This window comes from Myroides sp. ZB35 (assembly GCF_001865835.1).
Lineage (GTDB): Bacteria > Bacteroidota > Bacteroidia > Flavobacteriales > Flavobacteriaceae > Flavobacterium > Flavobacterium odoratimimum.
In genome coordinates this window covers 410,468-434,742 of the sequence record NZ_CP017769.1, presented here as the reverse complement: position 1 = coordinate 434,742, position 24,275 = coordinate 410,468, and the positions used below count along the sequence as shown (strand labels likewise).

General features: G+C 34.7%; 26 protein-coding genes. 19 read left to right on the top strand and 7 right to left on the bottom strand.

Going from position 1 to position 24,275, the window contains the following annotated elements; all coding sequences use genetic code 11:
* The first annotated feature begins 4 nt into the window (after positions 1 to 4).
* From BK054_RS01945 to BK054_RS01880, 14 genes are all read left to right on the top strand, one after another.
* On the top strand, positions 5 to 616 hold the full coding sequence (locus BK054_RS01945; protein ID WP_006260307.1) for a fumarylacetoacetate hydrolase family protein: 612 nt from the start codon (positions 5 to 7) through the stop codon (positions 614 to 616).
* Positions 617 to 620: 4 nt separating this feature from the next.
* Complete coding sequence (locus BK054_RS01940; protein ID WP_006260306.1) at positions 621 to 965, top strand: hypothetical protein; 345 nt, start codon at positions 621 to 623, stop codon at positions 963 to 965.
* Between the two features lie 8 nt (positions 966 to 973).
* Positions 974 to 2,218: a CinA family nicotinamide mononucleotide deamidase-related protein gene (locus BK054_RS01935; protein WP_006264438.1), complete on the top strand. Its 1,245-nt coding sequence runs from the start codon at positions 974 to 976 to the stop codon at positions 2,216 to 2,218.
* Positions 2,219 to 2,299: 81 nt separating this feature from the next.
* Positions 2,300 to 2,536: a 50S ribosomal protein L28 gene (rpmB, locus tag BK054_RS01930; protein WP_006260304.1), complete on the top strand. Its 237-nt coding sequence runs from the start codon at positions 2,300 to 2,302 to the stop codon at positions 2,534 to 2,536.
* Between the two features lie 26 nt (positions 2,537 to 2,562).
* The gene (gene rpmG, locus BK054_RS01925) at positions 2,563 to 2,745 is read left to right on the top strand and encodes a 50S ribosomal protein L33 (RefSeq protein WP_006260303.1); all 183 of its coding nucleotides are present in this window, start codon (positions 2,563 to 2,565) and stop codon (positions 2,743 to 2,745) included.
* A 9-nt stretch (positions 2,746 to 2,754) separates the two neighbouring features.
* Positions 2,755 to 2,907: a DUF4295 domain-containing protein gene (locus tag BK054_RS01920; protein ID WP_006260302.1), complete on the top strand. Its 153-nt coding sequence runs from the start codon at positions 2,755 to 2,757 to the stop codon at positions 2,905 to 2,907.
* Positions 2,908 to 3,122: 215 nt separating this feature from the next.
* Positions 3,123 to 4,076, top strand: coding sequence for a signal recognition particle-docking protein FtsY (gene ftsY, locus BK054_RS01915; protein WP_025124486.1), 954 nt, complete (start codon positions 3,123 to 3,125; stop codon positions 4,074 to 4,076).
* An 11-nt stretch (positions 4,077 to 4,087) separates the two neighbouring features.
* On the top strand, positions 4,088 to 4,516 hold the full coding sequence (locus BK054_RS01910; protein WP_006260300.1) for a hypothetical protein: 429 nt from the start codon (positions 4,088 to 4,090) through the stop codon (positions 4,514 to 4,516).
* 8 nt (positions 4,517 to 4,524) lie between these two features.
* The gene (locus tag BK054_RS01905; RefSeq protein ID WP_006260299.1) at positions 4,525 to 4,836 is read left to right on the top strand and encodes a DUF721 domain-containing protein; all 312 of its coding nucleotides are present in this window, start codon (positions 4,525 to 4,527) and stop codon (positions 4,834 to 4,836) included.
* A gap of 129 nt (positions 4,837 to 4,965) precedes the next feature.
* The gene (locus BK054_RS01900) at positions 4,966 to 5,400 is read left to right on the top strand and encodes an RrF2 family transcriptional regulator (RefSeq protein ID WP_006260297.1); all 435 of its coding nucleotides are present in this window, start codon (positions 4,966 to 4,968) and stop codon (positions 5,398 to 5,400) included.
* Positions 5,401 to 5,470: 70 nt separating this feature from the next.
* On the top strand, positions 5,471 to 7,717 hold the full coding sequence (locus BK054_RS01895) for a nitric-oxide reductase large subunit (protein ID WP_006267016.1): 2,247 nt from the start codon (positions 5,471 to 5,473) through the stop codon (positions 7,715 to 7,717).
* A complete protein-coding gene (gene ric, locus BK054_RS01890; RefSeq protein ID WP_006267017.1) occupies positions 7,707 to 8,420 on the top strand; it encodes an iron-sulfur cluster repair di-iron protein in 714 nt (237 codons plus the stop codon). The genes BK054_RS01895 and ric overlap by 11 nt, the downstream gene beginning before the upstream one ends.
* 64 nt (positions 8,421 to 8,484) lie before the next feature.
* A complete protein-coding gene (locus BK054_RS01885; protein WP_006267018.1) occupies positions 8,485 to 9,687 on the top strand; it encodes a hypothetical protein in 1,203 nt (400 codons plus the stop codon).
* Positions 9,684 to 10,136, top strand: a complete 453-nt coding sequence (locus BK054_RS01880) for a CopD family protein (RefSeq protein ID WP_006267019.1) — start codon at positions 9,684 to 9,686, stop codon at positions 10,134 to 10,136. Before BK054_RS01885 ends, BK054_RS01880 begins: the two co-directional genes overlap by 4 nt.
* Positions 10,137 to 10,394: 258 nt before the next feature.
* On the opposite strand, the gene BK054_RS01875 is transcribed toward BK054_RS01880, so the two are convergent.
* From BK054_RS01875 to recF, 7 genes are all read right to left on the bottom strand, one after another.
* Entirely contained in the window at positions 10,395 to 11,018 is a 624-nt protein-coding gene (locus BK054_RS01875) for an SCO family protein (protein WP_006260292.1), read from the bottom strand.
* A 17-nt stretch (positions 11,019 to 11,035) separates the two neighbouring features.
* Positions 11,036 to 11,815, bottom strand: a complete 780-nt coding sequence (locus BK054_RS01870) for a formylglycine-generating enzyme family protein (protein ID WP_006267020.1) — start codon at positions 11,813 to 11,815, stop codon at positions 11,036 to 11,038.
* Position 11,816: 1 nt separating this feature from the next.
* On the bottom strand, positions 11,817 to 13,316 hold the full coding sequence (gene nirK / locus BK054_RS01865) for a copper-containing nitrite reductase (protein ID WP_006267021.1): 1,500 nt from the start codon (positions 13,314 to 13,316) through the stop codon (positions 11,817 to 11,819).
* Positions 13,317 to 13,583: 267 nt separating this feature from the next.
* The gene (locus BK054_RS01860) at positions 13,584 to 14,159 is read right to left on the bottom strand and encodes an RNA polymerase sigma factor (RefSeq protein WP_006267022.1); all 576 of its coding nucleotides are present in this window, start codon (positions 14,157 to 14,159) and stop codon (positions 13,584 to 13,586) included.
* A complete protein-coding gene (locus BK054_RS01855) occupies positions 14,156 to 15,262 on the bottom strand; it encodes a glycosyltransferase family 2 protein (protein WP_006267023.1) in 1,107 nt (368 codons plus the stop codon). Before BK054_RS01855 ends, BK054_RS01860 begins: the two co-directional genes overlap by 4 nt.
* A gap of 230 nt (positions 15,263 to 15,492) precedes the next feature.
* Positions 15,493 to 16,506: a UDP-N-acetylmuramate dehydrogenase gene (murB, locus tag BK054_RS01850; RefSeq protein ID WP_006267024.1), complete on the bottom strand. Its 1,014-nt coding sequence runs from the start codon at positions 16,504 to 16,506 to the stop codon at positions 15,493 to 15,495.
* A gap of 21 nt (positions 16,507 to 16,527) precedes the next feature.
* On the bottom strand, positions 16,528 to 17,622 hold the full coding sequence (gene recF / locus BK054_RS01845) for a DNA replication/repair protein RecF (RefSeq protein WP_006267025.1): 1,095 nt from the start codon (positions 17,620 to 17,622) through the stop codon (positions 16,528 to 16,530).
* A gap of 134 nt (positions 17,623 to 17,756) precedes the next feature.
* Between recF and BK054_RS01840 the strand changes: the two genes are divergently transcribed.
* From BK054_RS01840 to BK054_RS01820, 5 genes are all read left to right on the top strand, one after another.
* Positions 17,757 to 18,542: a YfgM family protein gene (locus BK054_RS01840; protein WP_006260285.1), complete on the top strand. Its 786-nt coding sequence runs from the start codon at positions 17,757 to 17,759 to the stop codon at positions 18,540 to 18,542.
* A 2-nt stretch (positions 18,543 to 18,544) separates the two neighbouring features.
* Positions 18,545 to 19,036 carry a 6,7-dimethyl-8-ribityllumazine synthase gene (gene ribH / locus BK054_RS01835; protein WP_006260284.1) on the top strand — a complete coding sequence of 164 codons (492 nt, stop codon included), beginning with the start codon at positions 18,545 to 18,547 and terminating at the stop codon, positions 19,034 to 19,036.
* A gap of 1,348 nt (positions 19,037 to 20,384) precedes the next feature.
* On the top strand, positions 20,385 to 22,670 hold the full coding sequence (gene mutL / locus BK054_RS01830) for a DNA mismatch repair endonuclease MutL (protein WP_006267026.1): 2,286 nt from the start codon (positions 20,385 to 20,387) through the stop codon (positions 22,668 to 22,670).
* The gene (locus tag BK054_RS01825) at positions 22,670 to 23,419 is read left to right on the top strand and encodes a rhomboid family intramembrane serine protease (RefSeq protein WP_006267027.1); all 750 of its coding nucleotides are present in this window, start codon (positions 22,670 to 22,672) and stop codon (positions 23,417 to 23,419) included. Before mutL ends, BK054_RS01825 begins: the two co-directional genes overlap by 1 nt.
* Positions 23,419 to 24,273, top strand: coding sequence for a rhomboid family intramembrane serine protease (locus BK054_RS01820; RefSeq protein ID WP_006267028.1), 855 nt, complete (start codon positions 23,419 to 23,421; stop codon positions 24,271 to 24,273). Before BK054_RS01825 ends, BK054_RS01820 begins: the two co-directional genes overlap by 1 nt.
* The last annotated feature ends 2 nt before the right edge of the window (positions 24,274 to 24,275 follow it).

The following is a 24,275-nucleotide window of genomic DNA, read 5'->3' as shown; positions in this document are numbered from 1 at the left end:
CTTTATGAAAATAGTTTGTATAGGAAGAAATTATGTAGAGCATATTGAAGAGCTTAATAATGAAAGACCTTCAGAGCCTGTATTATTTATTAAACCAGATTCTGCTTTATTAGGTAGAGAGTGTCCATTTGCTATTCCTGAGTTTTCTGATGATATTCATTATGAAGTAGAAGTAGTGGTAAAAATTACTAAAGTAGGTAAGCATATTGAACCTAAGTTTGCTCATAAATATTATGATGAGGTTACTGTAGGAATTGATTTTACTGCTAGAGATATGCAGAGTAAATTAAAAGAAAAAGGATTGCCTTGGGAGAAGGCAAAAGCTTTTGATGGATCTGCTATGTTAGGAGAGTTTATTGATAAGCAAGAATTAGAAAACCTTTATGATACTACATTCTCATTAATACAAAACGGCAATACAGTTCAGGAGGCTAGTACTGCACAGATGATTTGGAACATAGATGAGACTATAGCAGAAGTGTCTAAATATTTTACTCTGAAGAAAGGAGATTTAATCTTCACAGGTACTCCAAAAGGAGTAGGGAAAGTAAATGAAGGAGATGTGCTAGAAGGAACTCTAGCAGGTAAAAAGTTATTCCGTTTAAATGTAAAATAAGCGTATGGCACTTCATTATGATTTAGGACCTATATTACAGACTTATAACGATGACCAAGCGTTAGTGAAAGCTGGCTTAATCGTTTTTGTTGAAGAATCTAAAGATTTGGTCAAAAAAATAAAGCTTGGAATCAATGATAAGAACTATGGCAATGTAGCAGAAAGTATGAATATATTGATGCCTTCATTAGAGTTTTTAGGAATGGAACAGGCTATCGAAGAGGCTTCTCTAATAGAAGAATGGACTAAAGAAAAAGGAAAGACTAAAGCTGTAAAGGAGACTTTTAAAATCTTTAAAGAGAGAGTAAAGAAAGCTCGTAAAGAGATACAGAAAGACTTTAGCTTATAGAAAATAGTATGAAAGCAAGTATAATCACTATAGGAGATGAGATTCTCATCGGTCAGATTGTAGATACTAATTCTGTGTATTTAGCAAAGGAACTTGATTTGTTAGGATTCGAAGTATCAGAAATTATAACTATTTCTGATAAAAAAGAATCAATAGAGAAGGCTATGTCTTCTCAAATGGGACAGGTGGATTTAGTTATAATGACAGGAGGATTAGGACCGACTAAGGATGATGTGACTAAAAAAGTGTTTTGTGACTTTTTTGAGGATCATCTAGTCATAGATGAGCAAGTTTTAGCTCATGTGACGACACTTATAGAGAATTACTTTAAAAGGCCTATTTCAGAGGTTAATAAACAGCAAGCTTTAGTGCCTTCTACTTCTACTGTTTTATTTAATACTGTAGGGACTGCTCCAGGTATGTTAATGCAAAAAAACAACACTACTTTTGTTTCTTTTCCAGGAGTTCCTCTTGAAATGAAAACAATATTTAGTGAGCAATTAGTTCCTTATATTAAAGATCACTTTAAGGGGGTATTTAATATCCATAAAACGATAATTACTTATGGTATTGGAGAAAGTTTGTTAGCAGAATATCTTGAAGATTGGGAGAATAATTTACCGTCAGATATAAAATTAGCTTATTTACCAAGCCCTGGTAAAGTAAGATTACGTCTGTCAAGTAGAGGTTCTAATCAAGATTTCTTGTCTCAAAGCATTGAGATGCAAATTGATAGAATGCCTGAGTCTGTGAAAGCATATATTCGAGCTTATGAGGATATTGACTTTCCTGAAATTATTATAAAAGAGTTGCAAATTAGAAATAAAACTATTTCTTTTGCAGAAAGTTGTACAGGTGGACGGTTAGCTGTTATGTTTAATGCTAAACCAGGCTCTTCTGCTTACTTTAAAGGAGGAATGGTATGTTATGCAACCGAGAGTAAAGTAAATATACTAGGAGTTAATCAAGATACAATAAATAAATATACAGTAGTTAGTGAAGAAGTAGCTATGGAAATGGCTGAGCAAGCACGATTAAAATTTAATAGTGACTATGCAATTGCTACTACTGGGAATGCTGGACCATCTAAGGGAGATTCTGATGTCGAGGTAGGAACTGTATGTATAGGAATCGCAACGCCTACAGGAGTGTTTACAAAAAAATATGAATTAGGCCAACCAAGAGAAAAGGTTATAAACAGTGCTATAGCAAAGGGTTTAGAATTGATATATAATGAAATATTAAAAAAATAACCTAAAAGAATTTGTAAGATAATTTTCTTTTTCGTTACTTTGCACCCTGATTTTGAATATTGAAATAAAAGATAAGAAATAATGTCAAGAGTTTGTGAAATTACTGGTAAAAGAGCAATGGTTGGAAACAACGTTTCTCACGCGATGAATAAAACTAAGAGAAAGTTTTCTGTGAACTTAGTTAAAAAACGTTTCTACATTGCTGAAGAAGACAGATGGGTAACATTGAAATTATCAACGTCTGCATTAAAAACAATTAACAAAAAAGGTATTACTGCTGTATTGAAAGATGCAAAAGCAAAAGGATTAGTAAAATAATTCATACCATTAAAAAATAGAATACGATGGCAAAGAAAGGGAACAGAATTCAAGTAATCTTAGAATGTACTGAACACAAAGCATCTGGTTTACCAGGAACTTCAAGATACATCACGACTAAGAATAAGAAAAACACACCTGATAGATTAGAGATTAAGAAATTTAATCCTATCATGAAGAAAGTAACAGTTCACAAAGAAATTAAATAATTATTAGTCATGGCAAAGAAAACCGTAGCGACTTTAAGAACATCTTCTAAAAAGTTGACGAAAGCAATTAAAATGGTTAAATCTCCTAAAACTGGAGCTTACACATTCGTTGAAGCTGTTATGGCTCCTGACTTTGTGGATGATTTCTTAAACAAGAAGTAATTTTACCATTATAAAGATCTTGAAAAGCTGTCTATTATAGGCAGCTTTTTTTGTGTATATATTTATGATACCAAGTTTTATTTGAAAGCACCTTTTATGGATGCTTTTTTCATTTATAATAAAAAGAACAAAAGTTGTTTATTTTTTTATCCTGTGATTTGGGTAAATTGATTCACTTTTTATTCTTTATATTTGCAGTAGTTAATAAAAGTAATATGAGTTTTTTTAAGAAGTTATTTTCTTCGGAAAAGAAGGAAACTTTAGATAAAGGTTTAGAAAAGTCTAAATCTTCTTTTTTCTCAAAACTGACTAAAGCAGTTGCTGGTAAGTCAAAAGTAGATGATGATGTACTTGATAATCTAGAAGAAATACTTGTGTCATCTGATGTAGGTGTTAATACTACATTGAAAATTATTGAGCGTATTGAAGAGCGTGTTTCGAGAGATAAATATGTTGGAACAGATGAGTTAAATCAGATTCTTAGAGATGAGATAGCAGGGCTGTTATCAGAGACTCAATCTGGTGAAGCAACAGAGTTTGAAATTCCAAAAGATAAAAAGCCTTATGTATTGATGGTAGTAGGAGTAAATGGTGCTGGAAAGACAACAACGATAGGAAAGTTAGCTTATCAATTTAAGAAAGCAGGATTGAATGTTGTATTAGGTGCTGCAGATACATTTAGAGCAGCTGCTATTGATCAATTACAAGTGTGGGCAGATAGAGTAGGTGTGCCAATTGTAAGACAACAAATGGGAAGTGATCCAGCTTCTGTTGCTTTTGATACTTTGCAGTCTGCAGTAACTCAGAACGCTGATGTTGTAATTATAGATACAGCCGGTCGTTTACATAATAAAGTAAACTTAATGAATGAGCTTACTAAAGTTAAACGTGTTATGCAGAAAGTTATTCCAGATGCTCCTCATGATGTGATGTTGGTATTAGATGGTTCTACAGGACAAAATGCCTTTGAACAAGCTAAGCAATTCACAGCAGCAACAGAAGTAAACTGTTTGGCTGTAACTAAATTAGATGGAACTGCTAAAGGTGGTGTAGTTATTGGTATATCTGATCAATTCCAAATACCTGTTAAGTATATAGGTGTAGGAGAAGGAATCGAAGATTTGCAAGTGTTTAATAAATTTGAATTTGTTGATTCATTTTTTAAATAGAAGTAATAGTTATGAGTAGATTATATAAAGTGTTTTTCATAGGTATACTTTTTTTAGTAGCAAGCTGTGGGAAAGAATTTACACCTGAGGACTTAAAGGTAATTAATGGTTATTGGGAAATAGAGAAAGCAAAATTGCCAGATGGTGAGGTGAAAGATTATACCATTAATTCTTCTATTGATTTCTTTGAGATAAATGATAAAGGAGTTGGTTTTCGTCAGAAAGTAATGCCACAGGTGAATGGTGAGTATTTAACGAATGAGGTGCAAGAAAACCTAACTATAGTTAATGAGGCAGGTAAGACTTGGTTAATGTATAAGACTGAGTTTGCTGAATGGAAGGAAGAGTTAGTAGAATTGGATGAGGATGAGTTTGTTGTAAAAAACGAAAATGATATTATCTACTATTATAAAAAGGCGGTACCTTTTACTTTAAAATAATTTAGGCATTGAAGAAGTATGATGTAAATAAACGATTACGAGAAGAGAGTAGTATTCAGGATCTTTTAAAAATATTTATAAAAGAGAATAACCTTGATAAGGGAATTGATAATCTTGATGTTCGTGCTGCTTGGAAGAATCTATTAGGACCAGGAATAGCTAATTATACATTAGATATACTCTTAAAACGTGATGTACTTTATGTAGCTTTATCTTCTCCTATCGTACGTGAGGAATTAACTTATGGAAAGAGTAAGATAATTAGAATGATAAATGAAGAATTAGGGAGAGAGGTAATAAAAGAAATAATTTTTAGATAAGTTATAATTATCTATATGAAGCAATATTAGTTCAATAGACTGATATTGCTTTTTTATTTTATATATAAAGGACTTTATTGTCTTTTATATGTAGAATTGTTTTATATTTGTACTATTAAAATAAATGATATGTTTTCTAAAGCTTGTGAATACGCTATTCGTTCAGTTGTTTTTATCTCAGTATCTTCACTGAAAGGGGAGCGTGTAGGCTTTAAAGAAATAGCAAAAGAGATAGATGCTCCAGAAGCTTTTACAGCTAAGATACTTCAAAAGCTATCTAAGAGTGGAGTGATTGAATCAGTTAAGGGAGTAGGAGGAGGATTTGAAATTCCGATAGCAAACTTAGACAATATTAAGCTATGTGAGGTGGTGAATGTGATCGATGGTGATTCTATCTACAAGGGATGTGGATTAGGGTTAGCTCAGTGTTCTGAGACGCACCCATGTCCTGTTCACTTTAAATTTAAAGCAATCCGAGAAGGGTTGAGAAATATGTTAGAAACTACTACTTTGCGAGAGTTAGCCAATGGTACCAAGTCTGGTGATACTTTCTTGAAGTTGTAATTATACGTGGGAAGTAACTTCCCTTTTTTTACAAAACAATAAAGGATAAAAAAGTCTTCTATTTAAAAGTATGAAAAATAGACAAAGAAAGTTATGGATAGCATTTACGATAGTAATGTTATTCTCATTTGGGGTACTCGGTTATTTCGGTATTGAAATTTATCAAGAAGCACCACCAGTACCCATCGAAGTTAGAACAACTAATGGTGAAATTGTATTAACTGCTAGTGATATAAAAGACGGTCAGAATGTCTGGCAGAGTATAGGAGGACAAGAAGTTGGCTCTGTATGGGGACATGGAGCTTATGTTGCTCCTGATTGGACTGCTGATTTTCTGCATAGAGAAGCATTGTATTTATTGGAGTATTATGCTCAAGAGAAGTATAATAAGTCTTATGAAAATAGTTCATTAGAAGAACAGGCTTATTTAAAAGCACATTTACAAGCTAATATTAGAGCTAATACTTATGACAAAGTAACTGGTGTTTTGACGATTACAGAGGAACGAAATAAAGCTCGTTTACATCTTCAGGAGTATTATACTAAATTGTTTACAGATGATCCCGAATTTACGCAACTGCGTAAAGATTATGCAATACCTAATAATGCGCTAACTGATCCAACAAGATTGAAACAAATGAATGCTTTCTTCTTTTGGGCAACATGGGCTACTGTAACTAATAGACCAGATAATGATGTTAGTTATACACATAACTGGCCTGCGGAAGAGTTAGTAGGTAACGTAGCTACTACACCTCTTATTGCTTGGTCTGGAGTGAGTGTTATCTTATTGATTTTTGCTGTAGGGGTATTAGTTTATTATCACGTAGCCTCTAAGCAAGAGGAAGAAGATATGGTGCCAATGGAAGATCCAGTATCAAATGGAACTGTAACTAAGAGTATGACTATCTTGAAGAAATATTTCTGGGTAGTATGTTTATTGATGCTATTACAAGTAGGATTAGGAATTATAACAGCTCACTATGGAGTAGAAGGACAAGGTTTATATGGTATTCCATTAGATCAGATTTTACCTTACTCTGTTACGCGTACATGGCATACCCAATTGGCTATTTTTTGGATAGCTACTGCTTGGTTAGGAACCGGATTATATATCGCACCTGCAGTAGGAGGTAAGGATCCTAAGTTTCAAGTATTCGGAGTGAACTTCCTATTTATAGCCTTATTGATTATTGTACTGGGGTCTATGATTGGTCAGTGGTTTGGTATTATGCAAAAACTAAACTTAGTACAGAACTTCTGGTTTGGACATCAAGGGTATGAATATGTAGACTTAGGGCGTTTCTGGCAGATCTTCTTATTTGTAGGCTTATTTGTATGGTTAGCTTTAATGATTAGACCATTGTTACCTGTATTGAAAGAAAAAGGAAGCCATCGCAATTTGATTATACTTTTCTTAATCTCATGTGGAGCAATTGCTTTATTCTATGGAGCAGGGTTAATGTGGGGAAGACAAACTAACTTGGCAATAGCAGAATATTGGAGATGGTGGGTAGTACATTTATGGGTAGAGGGCTTCTTTGAAGTGTTTGCAACTGTTGTTTTAGCGTTCTTATTCGTACGAATGGGGTTGATTAAAACCAAGACAGCTACTAATGGCGCATTGTTCTCTACTATTGTATTTATGTCTGGAGGGATTATAGGAACATTTCATCACTTATATTTCTCTGGAACGCCGACTGCAGTAATGGCATTAGGAGCAACATTCAGTGCTTTAGAAGTGGTGCCTTTAACTCTGATAGGTTATGAAGCTTATGAGAACTATAAAATATCTACACATAAAGGATGGTTACAGGATTATAAATGGCCTATATACTTTATGATAGCAGTGGCATTCTGGAACTTCTTAGGAGCAGGTGTATTTGGCTTTATTATTAACCCACCGATCGCACTGTATTATGTACAAGGACTTAATACAACTCCTCTTCACGCACATACTGCTTTATTTGGGGTATATGGAATGTTGGGAATTGGACTTATGCTATTCGTATTAAGAAGTATATATAGAGATATTAAATGGAATGAGAAGTTATTGAAAATAGGCTTCTGGGGATTGAACTTAGGGTTATTATTAATGGCACTTTTAAGTTTATTACCTATCGGTATTTGGCAAGCGATTGAAAGTATTCAACACGGTATGTGGTATGCGCGTTCTAGCGAACTTATGCAGCTACCAGCTATGAATACGCTGAAATGGCTACGTACCATCGGTGACGTAATCTTTACAGTAGGTATTTTCGCTATCGTCTTATTTGTATTCAAATTAACATTAAAAAAAAGCAATCATGATAAATAGAACAGTAGGCTCATTTGTAGCAGAAGATTTTAGAACAGCAGCAATATTCAATAGATACGGAATTGATTTTTGTTGTAAAGGAGGACGTACTATTGAAGAGGTATGTGAAAAGAAATCAGTCAATAGAGAAGAGTTAATCGGAGAGTTAGAACGCTTATTGACACAACAAGCAGAGAACAATATCGATTTTAGACATTGGCCTTTAGATTTGTTAGCTGATTATATTGAGAAGACACACCATCGATATGTAGAGGAGAAGATCCCAGTATTATTACAATTTTTAAATAAACTGAGTAGAGTACATGGAGATAGACACCCAGAGTTAATTGAAATAAATGAATTGTTTATTGGATGTGCAGCGGAGCTAAGCCAACACTTAAAAAAAGAAGAGCTTGTTCTGTTTCCATTTATTCGTAAGATGGTATCTTCAACTATCTCAGGACAATCTTTAGAAACACCTCATTTTGGTACAGTACAAAATCCAGTAGCTATGATGATGCATGAACATGATGGGGAAGGTGAGCGTTTCCGAAAAATAGCTGAGTTGTCTAATAATTATACACCACCAGCAGATGGATGTAATACATATAAGGTTACTTACGCTATGCTAAAAGAGTTCGAAGATGACCTGCATAAACACATTCACTTAGAAAATAATATTTTGTTCCCAAGTGCAATAGTATTAGAACAAAAATTCGAGTAATCTTTTTCAAATTTCATAGAAGTGCCTTACCTTTAAGTTTAAGGCACTTCTTGTATAACAGCTTATGAAACCGGTCTATTATATCATTCCTTTGGTCAACTTTCTTACAGCAGCCCTATTAGGACTTTTGCTAAGAAGTATGTTCGTTTACCCGATAGAAGGAGTGACGTTTTTGTATATTTTACATACACACTCTCATATTGCTTTATTAGGATGGTTGTATTTATTGGTTTATGTATTGTTTGTTCAGCAGTTTGGAATAAAAACGCCTAAAGAAGAAAAGTTTTATGCCCGACTTTTTTGGATGACTCAATTAGCAGTGCTTGGAATGGCACTGACATTTCCTTTTATGGGATATGCCGCAGCATCTATTGCTTTTTCTACTTTACACATTATTTGTTCTTATGTATTTGTCATTCATTTATGGAAGAACAACACTGCCTCAGGAACACAGCAAGGAGTTTTACTAAAAACCTCTTTGTTTTTTATGGCATTTTCTACCTTTGGGGTTTGGTGCTTAGGGCCAGCAGTAGGCATGATGGGGAAGGCTAGTGCCTTCTATCAGATATGTATACAGTTTTTCTTACATTTTCAGTTTGATGGATGGTTCTTAACTGCCTTTTTAGCCTTATTGTTTGCCATTGTGTTTAAGGGGTATTCTTTATCTAAGTTTAAACCTTTCTATTACACTTGGATAGTATCTGTAATACTCACTTATGCTCTACCCGTGAGTTGGTATGTAGAATTACCTATACTTCATTACTTAAATGCAGTAGGTGTTTTATTGCAATTGTATTCAGTGGGATATTTAATAAAACCCTTTTTCAAGATATTTAAGCAACGAAATAATAATGAAAGCATCTTTGTGTGGCTTTTATTAGTATTAGCAGGAATATGCCTTATAATGCGAATAGGTACACAGTTATTAGCTATATCAGAATCAATAGCGATTCAGTTACAAGCTTTGCGCAGTTGGATCATAGGTTTTATCCATTTGAATATGTTAGGAGTCTTGAGTGGTTTTGGAGTTTGGTTAATGGTTCAAGAAAAAAGAATAGTTGTAAATACTTGGTTAAAGATAGGAATACTATTCTTAGTAGTAGGTTTTGTATTGACAGAAATAATTTTGTTTATACAAGGATTACAAGGTTTTATAGGAGTTGTTTGGGTAGTTAATACACCTGTACTCTTATTTTGGGCATCTGTATTACTTCCTATCAGTATCTTATTTTTATTATTCTCATACCTTAAAATTAGAAAGTCATGAATGAATTACACCTTTTATTAATATTACACCTATTAGGGGCTACTATATGGGTAGGAGGACATATCTTATTAAGTGTGGTGATATTACCTCAAGTATGGAAAGAGAAGTCAGTAGAGAAGCTATTTAACTTTGAGAGTAGATATGAGTGGTTCGGTATGCCAGCTTTATTTGTGATGTTGCTAACAGGTGTGCGTATGGCTTATATTTACAATGTAAAGTTAGCGAGTTGGTTTGCTTTTGAAACTCCAATAGAACGTGTTGTTTCTTTAAAATTAGCATGTCTATTCACTATCGCATTATTTGCACTAAGTGCTCAGTTTTACGTATTGCCTCGTCTAAAGACTGATATTAAGAAACTTCCTTTAATGACATTCCATATTTTATCAGTAACGACTATTAGTATCGTGATGCTTATACTAGGTAGCTTTATTAGATATGGAGGGGTATAAAGAGGAATGAATTTATAAGTGAAAGGTATTGAATAGTTTATTTGCTTAACTATTAAAATACCTGTTAGTATTATTATATATAAAGCTATTGTTTGATTGTACTTTTGAAGTGATCATGTAATAGCTTTTTATTATTGGAACTATTTTATATTCTTAAATAAGTAACTAGAATTAAAGGCACTTTATGTACAAAAAAAATACTGCTCTACTTCTATTATGAAGCAGAGCAGTATATTATCAAACTAATAACTAACTTTCTTATTTAATTAAAGCGAGTTGTCGCTCTATTTCTTTTACAGTAGGGGCATAGTCTATACCAAGTCCCTCTTGTTGATAATCCAATTCTCCTTTGGTATTAAACACACTAATGATATTAGAGTGAGAGAAGTCTATTGGAGATATCTTTTTGTAATTTACAGCAAGAGTAGCCGCAAATTCTCTTGTGTCTTCTTCAGTAGAGCGTAAGAATACCCATTGAGGGCCATCCATTTGATTCTCTTTAGCAAATGCTTTTAGACGTTCAGGAGTATCTACTTGTGGGTCAATGCTGACTAATACATATTTTACCTTATCTGCGTTTTTACCTTTTACTCTCTCCTCGATATTACGCATATCAGCTACTAATCGAGGACATGCAGCTTTACAAGAAGTATAAATCATGACCATGACTAGTACATTGCCCTGTAAGTCTTTTAACTCAATATCCTTACCATCTTGTGTAGTCCAGGTAGAAGGTAGATTGTAAATAGACAAATCAGAAATCTCTTGTGACTCTGTTGTCTGTTCTGTAGCTTGAGGTTGTTCTTCTGTAGCTTTAGTCTCTTTACAACTAGTTAGTAGTAAAGTAGAGCAGCTTAGTAATGCTATCAATGTCTTTTTCATAATGATGTTCTTTTTTTTTAAGGGTTTTGTGCACATCTAAAACCTAAGTTTTTTGTTGTAAAGTTAGCTCTAAGACTACCTCTAAAACCGTATCGCATAAAGGCAGCATAGTCCATCAGGTCAGAAGCATTAATAGAAGCACTTCCACAGAATAAGTTCTCGTCATTGCCCTTGTCTTTGCGACTTTCTCCAGACAAAAAGATTGAATTATAGTCTGCTACCCACTCCCATATTAAGCCATGCATATCATATACACCCCAGTAATTTTTAAAGGTGCTCCCTACAGGATTGACATAAGTCTTAGGTGTCTCGTACCAAGCGAGGATATACTTATTGTATTCTTCTTTTTGGCGAGCATCCATATTCTTAGCATCAGCCATAGCTACATATTCCCATTCATCCATAGTAGGTAATCTTTTGTCTTGTAGTTCACAGTATTTTTTAGCTGCGAACCAAGATACATTGGTCACAGGAGCATTAGGTTTTAAATCGCCATAGTCTAAATCACTTTTCCAATGAGACAAATAACTTTTATTAGCGAATAACGCTTTGATTTGTGAGCGTTGGTAATTTGGGTTTTTCTTTAAGAACTCTACATACTGTTCATTGGTCACAGCGTATTGATCCATTTTGAAAGAAGCTACTTTTACATAGCCTTCTTCTGTACTACCGTAAAGTGGAACAAAAGTTCCACTTTTGATAGTGACCATCGGTGTCGTTTTCTGAGCATATATTCCTGTTAAGGATACTATGCTCAGAAGACACACAATGAAGTTTGATTTATCAAGAAAAAACATTTTATCTATTTTTTTGAACCATTTGAGGGCTCACTACAGTTTTATTATTTCCCCAACTATTGTACACATAAGTCAGTACGTCAGCTATCTCTTGGTCACTTAAGTTTTGACTCGTCATGATAGAGTTATATTTTACCTTGTTAACTGTAATCTCTCCTTGTAGTCCGTTTATAACTGTTTTTATCGCTCTATTCACATCTGCATTTAAGTAATCAGATTTTGCTAGAGGAGGGAATATTTTCTCTATACCTTGTCCTTCAGATTGGTGACAAGCAAAACATGTTCTAGTAAACACACTTTTACCATCAGCTATTTGTTGGGCAAGCGTTTTGTTTTCCACTACCTCTTTTTTAGCTGGTTCTTTAGGCATATTTTGTATAGTACCTCCTTCAGGTAAGTATATTCCTTCTTTTATTTTACCTGCAAATACTTTCTGGTTTTCGTCTCCTTCTACTTTCAGCATTCCCAGTGCTCCTTTATTAAAGGCTCTAAAGATAGAGTGGTCTACTAATACAAATGTACCAGGTGTATTTACTTTAAATTCTACTATCGCTGCACCTCCTGCTGGTATAAGTGTAGTCTGTACGTTTTCGTTGATTAGATCAGCACCTTCTACATGTACTCTATCGAAGATCTCTCCGATTACGTGGAAAGAACTCACCAAGTTAGGCCCACCATTACCTACGTATAACCTTACTGTTTCTCCTACTTTAGCAGTGATTGCATTTTCATTGACTAGTCCGTTTACATGCCCATTGAATACTACATAATCAGGTTGTTCTTTTAATGCTTTATTCATGTCGAATGGTTGTAGTCCTTTCTCTCCATAGTTCCCTTTTGTATAGAAGTCCCCTTGCATCACATAGTATTCTTTGTCTACAGGAGGTAGTCCACCTTCAGGCTCTACTAAGATTAGACCATACATCCCGTTAGCGATATGCATCCCTACAGGAGCAGTAGCACAGTGGTATACATATAAACCAGGATGTAGTGTTTTAAAAGAGAACGTTACCTCGTGTCCAGGCGCTACTAGTGATGATGCAGCTCCTCCTCCAGGACCTGTCACAGCGTGAAGGTCAATATTGTGAGGAAGTTTATTGTCAGGGTGATTTTTAAGCGTGAACTCTACTTCATCACCTACACGGGTACGGATAAAGCTACCAGGTACAGTACCACCGAAGGTCCAATACATATATTTTACCCCATCTACCATTTCACCTTCTTGTTCTAAAATCTCTAGATTAACAATTAGTTTCGTTGCATCCCTTTTTCCTACAGGTTTAGGTACTAGGGGAGGTGCAGTTAGTTCAGCTTCAGCTTCTCCTTTGACTACTATTTGTTCAGCCATCTCTGGAGTCATCTTTGTAGGAGTCTTGTCCTTCTGTTGACAGCCTCCGATTGTTAGTAAACCTAGAGATAATAGTAGTACTCCAAGTTTGGTTTTTAGTGTTTGTACCTTTGTATTCATAACTGTGTTCTTTTGTTCATTTTTGTATACCAAAGATAAAAGACCTTATTGTCTTTTATTGTGATAAATATCAGTTTTTAAAAATTGAATGAACTTTTTTTACTCGTTATAAAATAATTATAAGATTGGAATTATTTTAGCTAAATAGCTGGATATTATAGAAGTGTATTGCTAATCTTGCATGTGAAATAAAGGATGGTAAATAAAAATAATACTAATATTTTTAAAGTCACTTCACGTACTGTGATTATTAGAAGCGAAAATCTATACCTAATTATAGGGTATTATAGTTTGTGAAGATTAGATAGAGAAGTTTTGATCTATCTGTTTAAGGATAATCTCTGCTAATAGTTTTTTAGCACGCATAATTTTTACCTTGACATTGTTTAAAGGCTCATTTAAGGCTTCTGCGATTTCGTTATAAGACATTTCTTGAAAGAAGCGCATATCTATTACCTCTTGATAATGAGGTTTAAGTAAGTTGATATAACTTTTAAAGATCACTAGATTCTGTTCTTGTATCAGTTCATCTTCTTTGTTCATTGTATCATCTATGATATCGTGATACTGTTGATTCTCCTCGTCATTGATATCTAAGAAAGACATATTCTTGCGCTTTCTGATCATATCGATATGCACATTTTTAGCAATGCTGATCAGCCAAGTATTAAAGGCATAAGTAGGGTCGTACTTACTGATATTGGTAAATGCCTTCGAAAAAGTTTCAATAGTAATATCTTCAGCATCCACTTCGTTTGCTGTTCTTTTAAGCATAAAGTTATATACTTCAGACCAATAATGGTTTAGCAAGAAGGTAAACGCTATCTGGTCTCCCTTTTGAGCTGCTTGGATATTTTCTTGAACTAAGTTTTTCAAATTTTTTTACGTGTAATAAAATGTACTATTGAGTAATACGTAGTGATAAAAATATGAATAATTTCTAAGAATGGCAGTGTCCACACCAAATCTTTATCATCAAATACTTTAAATAACTTATAGTTATAGATGTATATAATCAAATAACGGAATACAAATAACCCCAGTACAATCTCCCAGTTAAAAAGAAAACTGATCAGCGTAGTGAATAGCCCGAAGAATAGAAGGTGACATAGACTAAAGAATCTAATCTTAAATTGTGTAAAGATAGATGAGGTTCTAAGGAGTAAGTCGTACTTCTTTATATTACCTGTCCATGTACTAGTCTTGCTTTCCACTTGTAAGCATACGAAGCTGTCGCGATCATGTGCGGTTGTTGTATTACTACTTGTTCCTATTTGATTGATGAAGGCATACTCATCTCCATAAGGAGTTTTCATATGGTCTATAAACCCGTTTACTTTAAAGAACAACTCTTTATTATATCCTTGGTTATAAGCATTTCCGTGGATAGGTCTGCCATACGACACCCATGAGAATAGGTTTATCGTCTTATATGTATTTTGGAAACGGATTAATTGATTGATAAAAGACCTTTTCTTTTTTTCGATTTTAGTATGTCCTAGTATTACTTTCTTAGTAGAAGAGAATCCTTTGCTTATCGCTAGTAACCATTTATCTGATATAGGAGTGACAGCAGGTTCTGTAAAGATGAAGCGCTCATACTTAGCTACCTTCATCCCTAGAGTTAAGGCATACTTCTTATTGCCCCAGAAGGCCTCTATATTTTCTACATTGACTAGTCTAGTATTAGGATAAGTTAAACAGAATTTCTCTAAGATATCTAGGCTTTCGTCATCAGATGCACTATAGACTAGTATAACTTCGTATTCAGGATAATCTTGTTGTATAAGCACAGATAGAAAGTTCTCTAACTTCTCTTGTTGGTCTTTTACATAAGCAATGACAGAGATAGGTTCTAGGTCAGCATATCGTTTAGTCGGAAGACTACTAGACATAGCTAGTGGTCCATAGATGATAATATACTGTAATATTTCTATAACTATAACAGCAATGAAAATGTAAAATAAAAGTGTTAGCATAGTGAATATCTATTCCCGTAAGGTCTGCAAATGTACGATTAATCTGTTAAAAGAATATAGATGCTTGTTTAAAAATAGTTTATATATTTTGATTATACTGCTTTTGGGTTACATCTGTATTGTATTTTATTAGATAGATATATTTATCTAAAAGAAAATATGCAGTAATTCACCTCAAATAGGTGTATATATTTACTTATAAAAGTATTTTAAACAAGCTAAATATATTTTTAAAAGATATTGACTTCTGCATGAATAGAAATGCCAAATAGCTTAAAAACTTCTCGCTGTACAGTCTCTGCTAGTTTCTTGATTTGCTCGCCTTCTGCTTTTCCGTAATTAACTAGCACTAGAGCTTGCTTCTCATGTACACCAGCATCACCTAGTCGGTATCCCTTAAAGCCACTGGTCTCGATCAGCCATCCTGCAGGTATTTTTACCTCCTGTTCATTGATGATATAATGAGGCATGTTAGGATATCCTCTGTGCAGTCTATCGAAGGTGTCTCTGTCTACGATAGGGTTTTTAAAGAAGCTACCACTATTACCGATTTCTTTAGGATCAGGTAGCTTGCTCTGTCTGATAGAGATCACAGCATTACTAATATCTCTAATAGTAGGAGGAGTAATGTTATCAGCGTCTAATTGACTTTTTATCGCGCCGTATTCTATCTTTAGATTGTGATTTTGTTTAGTTAGTTTATAGGTAGCAGATAGAATGACGTATTGATTCTTTAGCGCATTTTTAAACACACTTTCTCTGTAGTCAAACTCACATTCAGCATTCGTGAAGTCTCTTATTTCTAATGTCTCCATATTAAGAGCCTTACAGCTGTGTAGCACATCCTTAATCTCTACTCCATAAGCACCAATATTCTGGATAGGCGTAGTCCCTACATTACCTGGTATAAGAGATAAGTTCTCCAAACCTCCATAGTTGTGCTCGATACACCATAGGACGAACTCATGCCAATTCTCCCCAGCTTCAGCCTCTACATATACATAGTCGTCGTCCTCGTTGATGATATTGATTCCTTTTAGATCTAGCTTGATGACGATCTTATTGATGTCTTGTGTTAGTAGCATATTACTACCTCCTCCTAAGATGAATAGCTTGTCACTTTTATTAGCCTTGACTATTTCTTTTAGATCATTTATCTGTTTTATTTCAATAAAATATTTAGCCTTTACATCTAATCCAAACGTATTATATGGTTTTAGCGATACATTCTCGTGAATATTCATTGTCTTAGGGGTATTATTAGTTTATTCTTCGTTTTGTTGAATTTTAAAAATCTCGTAACCTTGGTTTACACTATTTAACAAGTTTTCTGTTCGATCAGCGTGTGTATCCGAAATAAAGAGTTGACCAAAGGTATCTAAATTAACTAGCTCTAAAATCTTGCGAACTCTATTCTCGTCTAATTTGTCAAAGATATCGTCAAATAAGAGGATAGGAGCTACGCCTCGCTGTGTTTTTAAAAACTCAAATTGAGCCAATTTTAATGCGATTAAGAATGACTTTTGCTGTCCTTGTGAACCAAACTTTTTAATAGGATGTCCTGTCAGTTCGAATGCCAAGTCATCTTTATGTATCCCGACAGAGGTGTACTGTAGCATACGGTCTTTGGCAAGATTCTCTGCGAATAGGTCTAACATAGATTTATCATCTAACTGCGTCTCATATTCTAGAGATACATCATCTTTATTCTCTGTGATCAGACTGTGATAATGAGAGAATATAGGAGTGAATTCTTTGATGAAATCTCTTCTTTTCTCGTGAATAGGGTGTGCCAATTCTGCAATCTGCTCATTATAGACTGCCAACGTCTCTCCGTCGAAATAGTGATTCTGAACGAAGCTCTTAAGAAGCGCATTACGCTGACTGATTAGCTTCTGGTATTGTATAAGCAGTTGTAGATAGTTGCCATCCATCTGAGAGATCACACTATCGATAAACTTACGTCTAGTCTCACTTCCTTCTGTAATTAAGTCGCTGTCAGAAGGAGAGATAATCACTAAGGGAATAAAGCCAAAGTGATCAGAGAATCGTTCGTAGTTTTTATTGTTTCTCTTCAGGATTTTTTTCTGTCCTTTTTTTAGGCTACATACGATGTGCTCTTCCTTTTCATCTCTAATGAATGTACCATCGATTACAAAAAAATCTTCGTTGTGTTTGATATTCTGTACGGCTATAGGGTTGAAGTAACTCTTCCCGTAAGCCATATAATATATAGCATCTAAGATATTGGTTTTACCAACTCCATTTAACCCAATAAAACAGTTTATTTTCTGGTCAAAAGAGAAAGTATTATCGCTAATATTCTTGAAATTTAATATGTTTAATTTTTTTAAATACACGTGGTTACTAGTTATTTTAACGTTTTAGAGAGTGCTTTATCAAATTTTGGTGCAAATTATCAAAAATATAGATAGAAAGCACTTTTATATTACAATAAAAATCCTATTTTTGCGACTCATTAAACTTTGTATAAATGGCAACTTATAATAAAAGAGGTTATAAAGCCCCTAAACCTGAACAAGAAAAAGAAGATAATGAGTTTGAACAATATAACAATATTGATTCATCTAACAGTAAGACAGCTGAGGTATTTAACTCTTTAGATCAAGGAGCAAATAGAATGGAAAGCTGGGTAGTGCGCAATCAAAAAGTAATTTTTGGTATCGTAGGTGCTGTTGCTTTGGCTACTTTGGGGTATGTTGGTTATGACAAATTTGTTGTTGAGCCAAAAAATGATGACGCTGCGAACGAAATGTTTCAGGCACAGAGTTATTATAACGATGCTTTAATGAATGGTACTGCTAAAGACTCTTTATTTAACTTAGCACTTAATGGTGGAGAAGGTAAACTAGGATTCTTAGGAATTATAGAAAATTACGGTGGTACACAGTCTGCAGATTTAGCAAACTACTATGCGGGTACAGCATATTTACATAAAGGTGATTTCCCTAAAGCAATCGAGCATTTAGAGAAATTCAAAGGAAATGATGCAGTATTAGCACCATTAGCTTTAGGAGCTATTGGAGATGCTTTCTCTGAATTAGGGCAACAAGAGCAAGCTTTAGAGTATTATCAAAAAGCAGCTGCTAAGCAGAAGAACGATTTTACTACACCTAGATATTTAAATAAAGCAGGTTTAGTTGCTTTAGAATTAGGTAAAAAAGAAGAAGCGCTTAAGAGCTTCAACGAGATTAAAAATAACTACCAAGGTTCTGTAGAATACAGAGGAGTAGATGCCTTGATAGGTTTAGCACAATAAGTATGGCAACAGCAAATAAAAACTTATCTGAATACGATAAAACTACACTTCCTGACGGGAAAGATTTTAGAGTAGGTATCGTAGTTTCAGAATGGAATGACCAAATCACTAATGGATTGTATTCTGGTGCAGAAGCAGCCTTATTAGACTGTGGTCTATTAGCTGAAAACATAGTTCGCTGGAATGTACCAGGTAGCTTTGAATTAATTTTCGGAGCAAAAAAAATGATAGAAGTAGATGAGACCTTAGATGCAGTTATTGTAGTAGGGTGTGTGATTAAGGGAGAGACGATGCATTTCGACTTCGTATGCGAAGGAGTGACACATGGTATTAAAGACCTTAACTTAATCTCTGATATTCCTGTGATCTTCTGTCTACTGACAGATAACCATATCGAACAATCTATTGCTCGTAGTGGTGGAGAACACGGAAACAAAGGTACAGAAGCAGCTATCGCAGCTTTAAAAATGATAGATTTAAATAGAAAAGCGTAAGCACAATCTATTTATAGGATATAAGATAGAGGATTTCTAGCAATAGAAATCCTCTTTTTTTGTTTTATATTTTTCAGTAAGTGGGGATGTCTGACTATTAATACTGTTTAGCGGGTACCTCTTTTCTTTATATTTTTTCTTTTCTAAAATAATCTTTCTTCTTTTTTTAAAAAATGGATCTATTTCAGCACCTTTTTTAGGGGTTTAAAGAGAACTAATCCTACTTTTTTACTCTTTACCCTCTATTTTCCTTCTTTTGGGGCTTTAAATTAAAAAAAGTATATGCTTTTTTTTAGTATTGATTTTTAATTAAGTTATTGATTTATAGTTGTTTATTTGTTTTTAGGTCAAATTTGTTTTTTACTTGCATAGGCTTTAAGCCCTTATAAATAGGGGGTTCTGCTGAGATCTTTCGACAATACATGGACAATACTCCGTATTTAGTGGAGGAAAGCGTGTGTTTGTCCAAGGATGCTCCTTCTATTCTCAGAGCATTTTCCTCTAAACTACTAGGCTGACAAAGTCTGCGATGGCAGGGTATGTGAGAAGCATCTCACTAGTAACTCCACAAACATATAGGATGGGATTCTTCGCAGGCTCAGAAGGACATAGCAACTAGATATACTAACCACGACCAATGTCATGCTGACAAAGGAAGCATCTCACTAGTAACTCCACAAACATATAGGATGGAGGTTCTTCGCAGGCTCAGAATGAGAGTAGGAGTGGATATACTTACCTCTAACAATGTCATGCTGACAAAGGAAGCATCTCACTAGTAACTCCACAAACATATAGGATGGAGGTTCTTCGTAGGCTCAGAAGGACATAGCAACTGGATATACTAACAACGACCAATGTCATGCTGACAAAGGAAGCATCTCACTAGTAACTCCACAAACATATAGGATGGAGGTTCTTCGCAGGCTCAGAATGACATAGCAACGGGATATACTAACAACGACCAATGTCATGCTGACAAAGGAAGCATCTCACTAGTAACTCCACAAGCATATAGGAAGGGATTCTTCGCAGGCTCAGAATGACCAGAAGAGTGGATGTTTAGGATGGGATTCTTAGCAGGCTCAGAATGATAAGGGGGGGTGGATGTACTATCATCATAATTATTCTAGAACTTATCAGCAATGTTATTTACTAGATAAGTATTTAAAAAAAGGTTGTCATAGGATGAGGTGAGTAGTGTTTAATTCTATAATTCAGAAAGTGTCCTCTATATTTTAGAAATAAATTACAATAGAGAAATAGTAAAGGAATTTTTAATTCTTTAAATTTGTCCTTTAAGTGGAATTTATCTAAACAATTAGATTAATAATAGAGGAGCAAATAGATGTCAGATATTATTCGTTTACTACCAGATCACGTAGCGAATCAGATAGCAGCAGGGGAAGTAGTACAACGCCCTTCGTCTGTGGTTAAGGAATTGATAGAGAACTCTGTCGATGCTGGAGCTACAGAGATTAAGTTGATTCTAAAAGAAGCTGGTAAAACTTTAATACAGGTTATTGATAATGGAAAGGGTATGAGTGATGTCGATGCACGTATGTCATTCGAGCGTCATGCTACTTCTAAGATTTCCAAAGCAGAGGATTTATTTGCGCTAAGTACTAAAGGATTTAGAGGAGAGGCTTTGGCTTCTATCGCAGCGATTGCTCACGTGGAGTTAAAGACTCGTACACATGAGGCTGAGCTAGGTACCCATATCGTTATAGAAGGGACTAAACTAGTGAGTCAGGAAGTAGCTGTTACTCCTGCAGGGACTTCATTTTCAGTAAAGAATTTATTTTTTAATATACCCGCACGACGCAATTTCTTAAAGTCCGATAATGTAGAGTTTAGAAATATTATTGATGAGTTTGAGAGAATCGTATTAGTGCATCACAATATACATTTCTCTTTAATACACAATGGTAGCGAAGTGTTTAATCTATTGCCTACGAATGCTCGTCAGCGTATAGTCAATGTATTCGGTACTAGAACAAACGAAAAGTTAGTACCTATTAAAGAGAATACAGAGATTGTTGAAGTAACAGGATTTGTAGGGAAACCCGAGTTTGCTAAAAAGAGTAGAGGAGAGCAATTCTTCTTTGTGAATGATCGCTTTGTTAAAAGTGGTTATTTACACCATGCTATTATGGCGGCTTATGAAGGACTTTTAAAAGAAGGAACACATCCTAGCTATTTCATTTACTTTAATGTACCACCAGATAGTATAGATATCAATATACATCCAACGAAGACTGAGGTAAAGTTCGACGATGAACAGGCCTTATACAGTATTCTTCGCTCTATCATTAAGCATAGTCTTGGACAGTTTAATGTAGCGCCGGTATTAGATTTTCAGAGAGATGCTAGTTTAGATACTCCGTATGACTTCGAGGGAAAAGAAGCATCAACTCCTACTATAGAAGTAGATAGAAACTTTAACCCTTTTCACAGAGAGCTACTTACAGAGTCAGATAAGTTTGAATATAATCCATTTGATAATAATGCGGCTATGTTTATCGGAGCTACGGATAGTAGTATAGAGAACACTCGCTTTATAGATGATCTGGAGAATAATGAGACGTATGTATCCATGAATCCGTTCGGGGATAAGGTGACGAATAAGGGGAATGATATAGAGAATAACCGCTTTATAGATGTCCTAGAAAGTAAAAGTAATACGGAAGAAAATATTTCTTTAGGTGAGACGTTAGAGAGTAAAAGTAATCATAGCCCTTTAAGTTATACCGATGATCTAGGTGAAGTACTAGAGAGCAAAGGAAATAGTACCGTAGAGGATAGATATGAAGAGGAAATCACACTGGGATCTAAAGTAAATAGAGAATCAGATGTTATAGAATCTAAGTTTAATAAACCTTCTGTGAAGAAGAGTTCGTCATCCTCATTCTCTAAAGGAGCTTTGTCTTCTAAGAGTAATATAGAAGGATGGGAGAATCTCTATGAAGGACTTCGTTCTTCTGGGGAAGATCTAGATGTGTCTGGCATAAAATTAGAGAGTGATTTTGTGACAGGGAATCTGTTCGAAAATAAACAAGAGGAAATCACGGGAGTGAAACGCTTCCAGATTAATAGAAAATACATTGTCAGTCCGATAAAGTCAGGAATGGTAATCATCGATCAGGGGAGAGCGCATCAGCGTATATTGTATGAGAAGTTTATGGAGAGTATACAGAATCATACAGCTTCTTCTCAACAGCTATTATTTCCATTGACATTGTATTACTCTCCTTATGAGGTAGAAATACTAAGAGAGTTATACCCGATGTTACAACAGACTGGTTTTGGGTTTGAACACATGACACAAGATTATGTGGTTATCTCAGGACTGCCTGTTAATATATCAGAGAGTGAGGCTTCTATCGTATTAGAAGATTTGATTAGTGACTTCCAAGATGGAGTACCTAAGACAGCAATGGGACAGAGTGACCGCATTGCCAAATCATTAGCACATAGCTTATCTGTGAAGACAGGAACTGTGCTAAATGATGAAGAACAAGAGAATATTGTGAACTCATTATTCGCTTGTCAAGAACCAAGTGTATCACCTTTTATGAAACCTACTTTTGTAACGATGAAAGTAGAGGATATAGAAAAAAAATTCGCATTATAATGAGAATATCAGAGACAGTAAAACATTTAATTATAGTGAATGTAATCTTCTTCGGAGCTAGTATGTTTATACCAGCGATCAAAGAGTTATTCGCAATGTATTATTTTGAAAGTCCATCATTCTATGTTTGGCAACCTTTAACTCATATGTTCATGCATGGGAGTATCATGCATATTCTGTTTAATATGTTTGCTTTGTTCTCTTTTGGTAGTACGTTAGAGATGATGTGGGGAGGTAAGAAGTTTCTTACTTTTTACTTGCTATGTGGATTTGGAGCGGCTCTATTACATACAGGAGTGAATTATTTTAGTGTTCATTCTGCTTTGTCTACTCTTACAGATAATGGGTATAATGCTAGTGATGTAATGGCGCTACTAAAAGAAGGAAAGTATGATCTAAGATGGGGAGGTATATTAGGAGATGGTCAGTTGCATAATTTTCTATCTGCATATAATACGCCTGTCGTAGGGGCATCAGGTGCTGTGTATGGGTTGTTAGTGGCCTTTGCGTTTATGTTCCCTAATGCAGAGTTAATGATGATGTTTATTCCTGTGCCTATTAAAGCTAAATATTTTGTACCTGGTATTTTATTGATAGATTTATACGGAGGTGTAGCAGGTAGCTTCAGTCTATTCGGTGGAGGTGGTGGTATCGCTCACTTCGCTCATATAGGGGGAGCATTAATGGGGTATTTATTAATGATGTATTATAAGAAGACACAGTTTAACAATAACCGTTGGGATAGATAATGAGTAAGCTATTAGATGATTTGAAGTTCCAGTATAGAGCTGGTGGTATTGTGCAAAAGTTGATTTACTGGAATGTAGGTATTTCAGTAATCATTATGTTGTTGCAAGTATTCTTTTCTTCCTTTAGCGCTAGTTTATTATCTTGGTTAGCTCTTGGGAGCAACCCTATGTCACTATTGTATAAACCATGGACGTTATTGACATATTCATTCGTACATGCAGGAGTGATTCACCTTCTTTTTAATATGATTGTCTTGTTTTTTGTAGGAAGATTATTTGCTACTTTTTTTACAGACAAGCAGTTTTTAACTTTGTATCTATTAGGTGCTTTATTAGGTGGTGTGATCTTCTTGCTAGGAGGAACGTTTATGTCGACAGGGTCTATACTAGTAGGTGCTTCAGCAGCTACTATAGCTCCATTAGTAGGGGTGGCAGTGCATGCTCCTATGATGCAAGTGCGATTAGCTTTAATCGGAAATGTAAAGATGTGGCATATCGCTACTTTTATCATTATTTTAGATGTTATCCAGTTGAATACAAGTAACGTAGGGGGACATCTAGCTCACTTAGGTGGTGCGCTAATGGGACTGATCTATATTAAAATGTTAGAGGCAGGAACCGATTTAAGCATTATCTTTGATAAAATAAGTAACCTATTTAAACGAAATCAAGGAACTCGTTTTAAGAAGGTATATGTAAATAATAAAGAGAATCGCCGAGAAACAACAGTCAGTGAAAACAAGGATGAGAGACAACAGAAAATAGATAAAATATTAGATAAAATCAGTAAATCTGGATATGAAAGCCTTACTAAAGAAGAGAAAGACTTTCTGTTTAGAGCTGGAAAAGAGTAAAA